The organism is Mesorhizobium sp. P5_C1, assembly GCF_054049815.1.
The window spans coordinates 1-7,347 of record NZ_JBFULQ010000275.1; the positions used below are offsets into that span (position 1 = coordinate 1).

Annotated in this window: 5 protein-coding genes and 1 pseudogene; 1 reads left to right on the forward strand and 5 read right to left on the reverse strand. The window is 62.1% G+C overall.

What is annotated here, in order from left to right; genetic code table 11:
* From ACXJ7R_RS20135 to ACXJ7R_RS20150, 4 genes and pseudogenes are all read right to left on the reverse strand, one after another.
* A pseudogene (locus tag ACXJ7R_RS20135) lies at window positions 1–162 on the reverse strand (type II toxin-antitoxin system death-on-curing family toxin); the annotation flags it as partial.
* Window positions 159–380: an AbrB/MazE/SpoVT family DNA-binding domain-containing protein gene (locus tag ACXJ7R_RS20140; protein ID WP_457153380.1), complete on the reverse strand. Its 222-nt coding sequence runs from the start codon at window positions 378–380 to the stop codon at window positions 159–161. The pseudogene ACXJ7R_RS20135 and the gene ACXJ7R_RS20140, both read right to left, overlap by 4 nt.
* 74 nt (window positions 381–454) lie before the next feature.
* A complete protein-coding gene (gene scpA / locus ACXJ7R_RS20145; RefSeq protein ID WP_457153381.1) occupies window positions 455–2,575 on the reverse strand; it encodes a methylmalonyl-CoA mutase in 2,121 nt (706 codons plus the stop codon).
* A complete protein-coding gene (locus tag ACXJ7R_RS20150) occupies window positions 2,572–4,014 on the reverse strand; it encodes a methylmalonyl-CoA mutase subunit beta (RefSeq protein WP_457153382.1) in 1,443 nt (480 codons plus the stop codon). The genes scpA and ACXJ7R_RS20150 overlap by 4 nt, the downstream gene beginning before the upstream one ends.
* 317 nt (window positions 4,015–4,331) lie before the next feature.
* Here ACXJ7R_RS20150 and ACXJ7R_RS20155 point away from each other — a divergent pair, with 317 nt between their 5' ends.
* Entirely contained in the window at window positions 4,332–5,879 is a 1,548-nt protein-coding gene (locus ACXJ7R_RS20155; protein ID WP_457153383.1) for a helicase HerA-like C-terminal domain-containing protein, read from the forward strand.
* Between the two features lie 229 nt (window positions 5,880–6,108).
* On the opposite strand, the gene ACXJ7R_RS20160 is transcribed toward ACXJ7R_RS20155, so the two are convergent.
* The coding region (locus tag ACXJ7R_RS20160; RefSeq protein WP_457153384.1) for a tetratricopeptide repeat protein at window positions 6,109–7,347 on the reverse strand (1,239 nt) is incomplete at its 5' end.

Genomic DNA, 7,347 nt, shown 5'->3' on the forward strand with positions numbered 1-7,347 from the left:
ATCCTCGACCGACGGGTCCCCACAGTTCGCCTTGTTTTCAGCGCGGGCGAGCGCCGATTCGAGAGCATTTTCATCTCTCAAGCCTTGCGCTCCGCCGTGCCTGCGCAATTGCTCGGCATGCATCGCTTCAACTGCGCGACGTGACAGAAACTCCCAGCTCATTCGGCGAGTTTCTGTAGTGCGACCTTGTACTTGTCCATGACCTTGCGAGCTGCTTCCATCTGCCGCTCGAAACTGTCGTCCACCGCCTTGAGGACGATGTCCTTATCCCTTTCGAGAATCTGAAGCTGGTCGCCGGCTTTGAGGTTCAGACGTTCAAGCAGCTCCTTGGGCAGGATCACACCTTCGGAATTGCCGATCTTGCGAATGGTCGTGTTCATGATGGATCATCCTGTTGCAACGCCGATTATCACGCAATCAGCGCGTGTTGCAACAGATATTATAACAGGCGCAATCAGGCCTTCAGCAGACGGTCCAGCAGGCGATCCGCCGCTTCCGGAATGACCGTGCCCGGCGGGAAGATTTCTGCCGCACCGGCTTGCAGCACCGCGTCATAGTCTTGTGGCGGGATGACGCCGCCGGCGACGATCAGCATATCGCCGCGGCCGAGCTTCTTCAGCGCATCGCGTAATTCCGGGATCAGCGTCAGATGTCCCGCCGCCAGCGACGAGGCGCCGATGATATGAACGTCATGCGCAATCGCAAGCCTGGCGATTTCATCCGGTGTCTGGAACATCGCACCGACGGTGACGTCGAAGCCGAGATCGGCGAAGGCGGTGGCGATGACTTTCTGTCCACGGTCGTGGCCGTCCTGTCCCATCTTGGCAACGAGGATGCGCGGCTTGCCGCCAGATTTCTTCTCAAAGGCTTCAAGCTTGTCATGCAGCCCTTCGACCACGGAATTGTCGCCGAGCGCCTTTCGATAGACACCGGAGATCGTCTGCACCGTAGCGACATGGCGGCCGAAGGTTCTTTCCAGGGCGAACGAGATTTCGCCGACCGTGGCATTGGCGCGCGCGGCGCGGACGGCGAACTCCAGCAGGTTTTCATTGCCTTCCGCGGCACGGGTCAGCGCATCGAGCGCGCTCTCGACCGCGCCGACATCGCGTGTGCCTTTCAGCCGCTGCAGCTTCGACAATTGCCGCGCCCTGACTTCGGCATTGTCGATCTTCAGCACGTCGACCTTGATGTCGGTCTCAGGGCGATGCGCATTGACGCCGACCAACATCTGCTCGCCGGAATCGATGCGTGCCTGCGTGCGGGCCGCCGCTTCCTCGATTCGCAGCTTGGGAATGCCTTGTTCGGTCGCCGCGGCCATGCCGCCGAGCGCCTCGACTTCCTCGATATGGACAAGCGCGCGCGCCGCCAGATCATGTGTCAGCCGTTCGAGATAGGCCGAACCGCCCCACGGGTCGATTATGCGCGTGGTGCCGGATTCCTTCTGCAGGATCAGCTGGGTGTTGCGGGCGATCCGCGCCGAATGGTCGGTCGGCAACGCCATCGCCTCGTCGAAGGAATTGGTGTGCAGCGACTGCGTGTGGCCCTGCGTTGCCGCCATCGCCTCGATCATGGTGCGGATGATGTTGTTGTAGGGGTCCTGCGCCGTCAGCGACCAGCCCGAGGTCTGGCAATGGGTGCGCAGCGACAGCGATCGCTCGTCCTTGGGCGAAAAATTCTTCGCCATCAAGGTCGCCCACAGCAGGCGCGCGGCCCTCAGCTTGGCTACTTCCATGAAGAAGTTCATGCCGATCGCCCAGAAAAAGGACAGGCGCGGTGCRAAGCGGTCGATATCCAGGCCCGCCGCAACGCCAGCGCGGGCATATTCGATGCCGTCGGCGATGGTATAGGCGAGCTCCAGGTCGGCCGTCGCTCCGGCCTCCTGCATGTGATAGCCGGAGATCGAGATCGAATTGAACTTCGGCATGTTCTTCGACGTATACGAGAAGATGTCCGAAACGATCCGCATCGAGGGCTTCGGCGGATAGATGTAGGTGTTGCGGACCATGAACTCCTTCAGAATGTCGTTCTGAATGGTTCCGGCGAGATCCTTCTGCGCAACGCCCTGTTCTTCCGCCGCCACGATGTAAAGCGCCATGATCGGCAGCACCGCACCGTTCATGGTCATCGACACCGTCATGTCGCCGAGCGGAATGCCGTCGAAGAGCTGCCGCATGTCGAGGATGGAATCGATGGCGACACCCGCCATGCCGACATCGCCGGCGACACGCGGATGGTCGCTATCATAGCCGCGATGCGTGGCGAGATCGAAGGCGACCGACAGTCCTTTCTGGCCGGCGGCAAGATTGCGCCGGTAGAAAGCGTTCGACTCCTCCGCCGTCGAGAAGCCGGCATATTGCCGGATCGTCCAGGGCTGCTGGACATACATGGTCGGGTAGGGGCCGCGCACGAAGGGCGGCAGGCCGGGATAGGTGTCGAGATGCGGCAACCCCTTGAGGTCGCTTTGATTGTACAGTTGCTTGGCGATGAGGCCTTCCGGCGTCGTCCGCTGGCCTTTGACCTCGACGGGTGCGCGGCGTGGCGGCGCCCAACCGATCTGGCTGAAATCAGGGATCAAGAGCCCGCTCCGATCGATTGGTCGATGCGGACTGGAAACAGGGGTTCGCAGACGGCAACACCTTCGGTGAAGGCGGGACGCCGTTCCGCTGCCAGCGTCTCGACGGGACGTTCGCTTTTGGACGGGTAGAGCGTGGTGCCGATGATGACCCGCTCGCCGGCCTGGTAGGCTGCGTTGCGTCGCGCCGCCGCGGCGTGAACGCGCTTCTGGATATGTCCGTCCTGAAGGCTGGACAGGACGCCGCCCTCGGCCTCAATTGTCTGCAGTTCCGCCCACGCCATCTCGCAAAGTTCCGCGGTCAGCGCTTCGACCCCGCCGGAGCCATAGGCAGGATCGGCGACATGATCGATATGGCTTTCATTGGCCATGATCAGCTGCGCGTTGCGGGCAACGCGGCGGGCAAAGGCCGCCGGCAAGCCATGCGCGATCGTGTGCGGCAGGATGGAGATCGAATCGGCGCCGCCGGATGCCGCGGCAAAGCAGGCAATTGTGGTGCGCAGGATGTTGGTCTCCGGATCCATGGCCGTCATCATGCGAAACGACGTCTCGGCATGGATATTGGCGGTGGAATTGGGGATCGAGCAGGCCTCCTGCAGCCGTGCCCAGAGCCTGCGCAGCGCTCGGACCTTGGCCACCGACAGGAACTGGTCCTGGTCGACGCTGAGCGTAAAGCCGATATGGGGTGCGGCATAGACAAGCGGCTGCCGCGCCGTCTCGAACATTCTGAGATAGGAGACCGCCGAAGCCAGCATGATGCCAAGCTCTTGCGCCTCTGTGGCGCCGGCATTGTGGAACACGCGCCCGTCCGCCTCCAAGAGCACGCCCGGAACGCCCATCGAGAAGAAATGCGCCAGCGACTGCGGCATCGAGGCCTGCAGCGCCTCGATCGACATGCGCAGCCGGCCGGTTCCGGCGAAGATCGCCGCCGGATCGATGCCGAAGGAGAGGTTGAGCTTTGCCGGATCCGAACGGCGCTTGCTCAGGAACGCCACCAGCCAGTCAGCCACGGCGCGGCTCCAGGGATGGGCGTCGATACGGACCTGGATGCGGTTGAGCGGTACGCCGTCCAGCACCGTCTCCAGCGCCTGCGCCGTTCTTGGCAGGCCGTAGCCGAATGCGTTCGGCGCGCCTTCGAAGACAAGCGACAATCCCGTCGCGCCTTGCGCCACATCTTCCAGAGCCTGGGCTCTGGCGCGCTCGATATCCGGATCATCGATGCGCTGGCTGACGATCCAGGGCGATTTCGGGTTTGCGCGCACGATCGGTTCCGCTGCGATGCTGCGGTCGTACAGCGGTTCGATGCGGATGTTGTCATCGGTATGCGAGACCAGCTTTTCCTCGAAGGATGCACCGGCCAACGCCTTTTCCGCCAGGGCCAGCCATCGCTGGCGCTCGGCATTCTCTGGTTCAACGTCCTGGATCAAGGCTCCGGCGCCCATCCGTCTTCCTCGTTTTCATGCGGCCGCACCAGCCTGGAGCAGTTCAGTCTAAGGTCCACGGTCCGATATCGCAATGCAATGCGCTTTCAGGGTCGGAATTCAATCCACCAGATATAGGTAGCCTGCATGGACGAACCATGAACGATTGCCAAACACCGGCAAAATCCGCAAGTTCCAAAAAACCGATTTGGACGATTGGGCCGGATTTGGACGATTGGCCCCACTTGAACGATTGGCATTGTCGCTGTGCAAGGGCCTGACTATACCTGCGGCAAGGCCACTGGCTTTAAACACATCAGTTTGCGGAGACCGGACATATGGCTGACGACACCAGCATTTTCATCGGCGCCAGCCGCAAGCCGGACGACAGCTATCAGCGTGCCGAGCACCTGCTGCTGCAATATGGAAATCGTCACGGCCTGGTGACCGGCGCAACCGGCACGGGCAAGACCGTCAGCTTGCAGATCCTGGCCGAAGGCTTTTCCAACGCCGGCGTGCCGGTGTTCTGCGCCGACATCAAGGGCGACCTGTCCGGCATCGCCATGATGGGCACGGCACAGGATTTTCTGGTCAAGCGGGCCGAGCAGATCAAGCTAGACCCCTATGACTTCCAGGAGTTTCCGGTCATTTTCTGGGATCTGTTCGGCGAGCAGGGCCATCCGATCCGCGCCACCGTTTCCGAAATGGGGCCGTTGCTTCTGTCGCGCCTGATGAACCTGACCGAGGCACAGGAAGGCATCATGAACATCGCCTTCCGCCTGGCGGACGAGGAAGGCCTGCTGCTGCTCGACATGAAGGACCTGCAGGCGCTGCTGGCCAACATCGCCGAGCGCGCCGACGAGCTGGGCTCGCGTTACGGCAATGTGACCAAGCCTTCCGTGGGAGCCATTCAGCGCACGCTGCTGGTTCTGGAGCAGCAAGGTGCGGCGCATTTCTTCGGCGAGCCGGCTTTGCGCATCGCCGACATCATGCGCACCACCCGTGACGGGCGCGGCGCCATCAGCGTGCTTGCCGCCGACAAGCTGATGATGAATCCGCGGCTCTATGCGACCTTCCTGTTGTGGCTGATGTCGGAGCTGTTCGAGGTGCTGCCCGAAGTCGGCGATCCCGACAGGCCGAAGCTGGTCTTCTTCTTCGACGAAGCGCATCTGCTTTTCGAGGACGCGCCGAAAGTGCTGATCGACCGCGTCGAGCAGGTGGTTCGCCTGATCCGCTCGAAGGGCGTTGGCGTCTATTTCGTCACGCAAAACCCGCTCGATGTTCCAGAAACCGTTCTCGCCCAGCTTGGCAACCGGGTGCAGCACGCGCTGCGCGCCTATACGCCGCGCGAGCAGAAGGCGGTGAAGACCGCAGCCGAGACCTTCAGGCCGAATCCCGACTTCGATTGCGCCACCGCGATCACCCAGCTCGGCACCGGCGAGGCGCTGGTCTCGACGCTCGAAACCAAGGGTGTTCCGTCCATGGTGCAGCGAACGCTGATCCGCCCGCCGGCGTCGCGCCTCGGCCCGATCACGCCCGCCGAGAGGCAAAAGCTGATCCAGGAAAGCCCAGTTGCCGGCCAGTACGATCAGGTCATCGATCGCGAATCGGCTTTCGAGATGCTGCAGAAAAAAGCCAGGGAGGCGCAGGACGCCGAAGAGCAGGCGCAGCAGGCTGGAAGCGGCGGCTCGCGCTGGACCATCCCCGGCTTCGGCAATGACGACCCGGCACCGCAATCGGGTGGCAGGCGCGCACCGGCGCCGCGCCCGTCCAATCGCCAGACGGTGGCGGAAGCCGCGATCAAGTCGGTGGTGCGTTCGGTGGGTTCGTCGGTCGGCCGCGCGATCGTGCGCGGCATATTGGGAAGTTTGTCGCGAGGGCGGTAAGGAGCGGCAGTTATGCGGAAGACAATGCTCACCGTGATTGGATGGCTCAAAACCGGGAAAGCTTGACGAGCTCAAGGAAGTCGCGGCGCACGCAAATGGACCTTCACACTGCTGGTGCGCGAGCGTGCGCCTGGCCAACCAGACGCGATCGATGGCTCGCCGTCGGGCGCCATAGCCGCTCCTTTCTGTGACTGACCGCGTCGCAGGAAAGCCACAAGCGGACGTGCAATCATTCCGGGAGCCCCGCTTTTCGCAGTGCCTCTGACCATCGCTCGAAATCCTCTGCTCGGCGTAACGGAGGCAGCCCTTGGAGATCGGAAATCCGCAGCCTTGGATCGAGTTCAAGCATGCGCGCAACGAGCTTTCTCGCTTGATCGAGCCGGCCGGCAACGGCATGACATGCGGCGCCGATCCGGAGGGCGGTGAGCCAATCGGCTCGGCGCAACGCCTTTTCTGCCCATGCCGAAGCGTGGTCGTTCCGGCCGGCAAAGAAATGCGCGTAAGCCAATCCCGCATGCACGCGGAAAATGAGCGGATCAAGTGGATTGAGCTCGATTGCCCGGGTCAGAGGCTCGATACCGGCTTCAGGATCTCCGGCATAAATTCGCAGATGCCCGAGAAGGTACCATGCGGCGGCAAGGTTTGGATTGAGAGCCAGCGCGTGATCGACATATCCGATCGCATCGTCCAGCTCATAGGCAAGAAATCCGAGCGAGAAACCTCCCCAGCAATATGCAAGTGCATCCTCATTCGCCAGTCGCACAGCTTCGCGAGCCATTTCGGCTCCATCGGCAATCTCCGCCGCGCGGTCGATCATCCAGCCATTCACCCTTTGGATGACGCGGCACCACGCGGCCATTCCGTACGCCGCCGCAAACTCTGGGTCGAGCTCTATCGCGCGCCGGAATAGGCGCAGTCCTTCCGCTTGACCGTTCTGCGTATAGGCCATTGTTTTGGCGACGCCGCGCAAGTAGACATCGTAGGCATTGAGATTTTCCGTTGGCTTGCGCTTTGCGCGTTCAATCTCGGCTTGCTCTAGCTTTGGCCCGATCGCGCCAATCACTCTTGTGCTGATTTGATCCTGCAGATCAAAAATGTCTTCGGATGCGCCGTCGAAGCGGTCGGCCCAGAGATGTGCACCAGTTGATGCGTCGATGAGTTTCGCCGTGATGCGTATGCGCCTGGGCGCCCGGCGCACGCTGCCTTCGAGCACGTAGCGCACCCCCAATTCGCGCCCGATTTCCTTGACATCGGCGCTGCGTCCCTTGAACGTGAAGGTCGAGCTTCGCGCCATCACGAACAGCCACCGAAAGTGCGACAGCGCTGTTGTGATGTCCTCGACGATGCCGTCGACGAAGTACTCCTGCTCGGGGTCGGCAGACATGTTTGCGAAGGGGAGCACGGCGATCGACGGCTTGCGAAAGCCGGGTGACGGCAGAGCGTCATCGATGTTCCAATGCCCTTGGTC

Excerpts from the sequence above, each read along its gene's own strand:
- ACXJ7R_RS20140 (WP_457153380.1), bottom strand. The coding sequence starts at position 380 with ATGAACACGACCATTCGCAAGATCGGCAATTCCGAAGGTGTGATCCTG.
- ACXJ7R_RS20150 (WP_457153382.1), bottom strand. The coding sequence starts at position 4,014 with ATGGGCGCCGGAGCCTTGATCCAGGACGTTGAACCAGAGAATGCCGAG.
- ACXJ7R_RS20155 (WP_457153383.1), top strand. The coding sequence starts at position 4,332 with ATGGCTGACGACACCAGCATTTTCATCGGCGCCAGCCGCAAGCCGGAC.